This is a genomic window from Planosporangium flavigriseum (genome assembly GCF_011947225.1).
GTDB lineage: Bacteria > Actinomycetota > Actinomycetes > Mycobacteriales > Micromonosporaceae > Planosporangium > Planosporangium flavigriseum.
Window position 1 is genome coordinate 1 of the sequence record NZ_JAATVW010000052.1, and the last position, 2164, is coordinate 2164.

Here is a 2164-nt window from a genome sequence, read left to right on the forward strand (position 1 = left end):
TGTCAACGACGGCCGAAAATGGACCCCTGCGCGACGGACGAAAATGGACCCCCTCCTGGTTAGTCGATCTTGTTAGTCGTTGGTCTTGGTGGCCGCGGGGACGCGGCCGAGGTCACGGTCTTTAAGCCGGTAGCTGTCTCCTTTCATTGAGACCACTTCGGCGTGGTGGACCAGCCGGTCGATCATCGCGGCGGCGACTACGTCGTCGCCGAAGACTTCACCCCACCGGCCGAAGGGCTTGTTGGAGGTGACGATCAGCGACGCTCGTTCGTAGCGGCTGGACACCAACTGGAAGAACAGGTTCGCGGCTTCGGCTTCAAACGGGATGTAGCCGACCTCGTCGATGATCAGTAGTGGAATGCGGCCGAGTTTGACCAGCTCATCCTGCAGCCGGCCGGCGTGGTGGGCGTCGGCCAGCCGGGACACCCACTGCGCGGCGGTGGCGAACGCGACCCGGTGGCCGGCCTGGCAGGCCCGGATCCCGAGTCCGATCGACAGGTGGGTCTTACCGGTGCCGGGCGGGCCGAGGAAGACCACGTTCTCCTTCGAGGCGACGAAGTCCAGGGTGCCCAGGTGCGCGATGGTCTCGCGTTTGAGCGAGCGTTGGTGGTCGAAGTCGAACTCCTCCAACGACTTGCGCGCGGGGAACCGGGCGACGCGGATACGTCCCTCACCCCCGTGGGCCTCCCGGGCGGCGACCTCGCGTTGCAGGCAGGCGGCCAGGAACTCCTCATGCGACCAGGACTCGGTCCGGGCGCGTTCGGCCAGCCGCTCGACCGCTGCGGCCAGAGAGGGTGCCTTCAACGCGCGGGTCAGGAACGCGAGCTCGGCGCTGACGTTGCGGCTGGGCGTCTTGGCGGGCATCAGGCCACCTCCTCGACGGTGTCCAGACCGAACATGCGGTCGTAGTCGGCCAGGTCGCGATGTTCGACCTGCGCGGTGAGCGGGGCCGGCGCGGCCAGCCGCCGGGCGGCGCGCAAGTCAGCGGCAGCCTGCCGGTGGGCCGGGTCGGTGATGCTCTGATGCCGTGCCCAGCAGCGTTCGTGCCGGGCGACCTGCCGGCCCTCGCAGACCACCCCGACCTGCTGCGGGTCGGCCACCACGTCGACGCGGCGGCCGACCACCGACGGGTGCACCGAGTAGTCGTTAGCGTCGACGCGAACATAGTGATCACGGGGCAGCCGGGTGGATAGCCGCCAGCCGGTCACTGGGGCGACCGGCGGCAGCGCCACCATCGCGGCCCGGTCGGCGTCGACACGGTCCACCGGGCGGCAGCCCAACCCGCGATGCTGACGGGTGTTCGCCCCCTGCAGCCACTGCTCAAGCTGGGTATTGAAGTCCGCCGGCGAGCAGAACCTGCGACCAGGCAAAAACGAGGTCTCCAGATAGCCGTTGGCCCGCTCAACCAGGCCCTTGGCTTCCGGGTCGGCCGGCCGGCACTGGATCACCTTGATGCCCAGAGTGCCGCGGAACGCGTTCATCGCCGCGGTCAACTGCGGCCGCCCACCACGCCACTGCCCAACCCCGGACTCGTTGTCCCACACCAACGCCTTGGGCGCCGCACCGAGCCGGGCAATGACTGTCCACTGCCCGCACAACAAGTCCGGAATCTGCCTCGACGGGATCATCACCGCCGACATCCACCGCGAATAGCCGGTCACCATCACCAGCACCGGTGGCCGACCGACCTGCCCGAACCCCAACGGCACGTCCACCGGCGGGAACCACAGATCGCACTGCGCCAACTCGCCGGGCAGATACTCGGTGCGCTGCGCCGGATCCGGTGGCAAAAACAGCGGCCGCAGCATCCGGACCCGATCCTTGAGCACCGTCAACGACCGAGTCCAGCCGATCCGTTCGGCGATGACCGTCGCCGGCATCGACGGCCACTCCGCCAGCAATGCCCTGATCCGTGGCTCCACCGCATCCACGATCGACGCCCGAGCCGCCCGCTCATACTTCGGCGGACCCTCCGCCGCCAACGCACGACGAACCGTGTTACGACCCACGCCGAGCTTGCGGGCGATCGCCTTGATCGGCATTCCCTCAGCCCGATGAAGCCTGCGGATCTCCGCCCAGTCCTCCACGCTCAACACCCCTCCGATGGAAGGGGGGTCCAGGTTCACCTGTCGACAGGGGGTCAGTTTTCACCCGTCGCCGACAG

Annotated in this window: 2 protein-coding genes; both read right to left on the reverse strand. The window is 68.3% G+C overall.

The annotated features are described in order from the left end of the window. Positions 1-72: 72 nt before the first annotated feature. Positions 73-864, reverse strand: coding sequence for an IS21-like element helper ATPase IstB (gene istB, locus HC028_RS26740; protein ID WP_168080213.1), 792 nt, complete (start codon positions 862-864; stop codon positions 73-75). Further along, positions 864-2096 carry an IS21 family transposase gene (gene istA / locus HC028_RS26745; protein ID WP_168080214.1) on the reverse strand — a complete coding sequence of 411 codons (1233 nt, stop codon included), beginning with the start codon at positions 2094-2096 and terminating at the stop codon, positions 864-866. The genes istB and istA overlap by 1 nt, the downstream gene beginning before the upstream one ends. Positions 2097-2164: the final 68 nt, after the last annotated feature.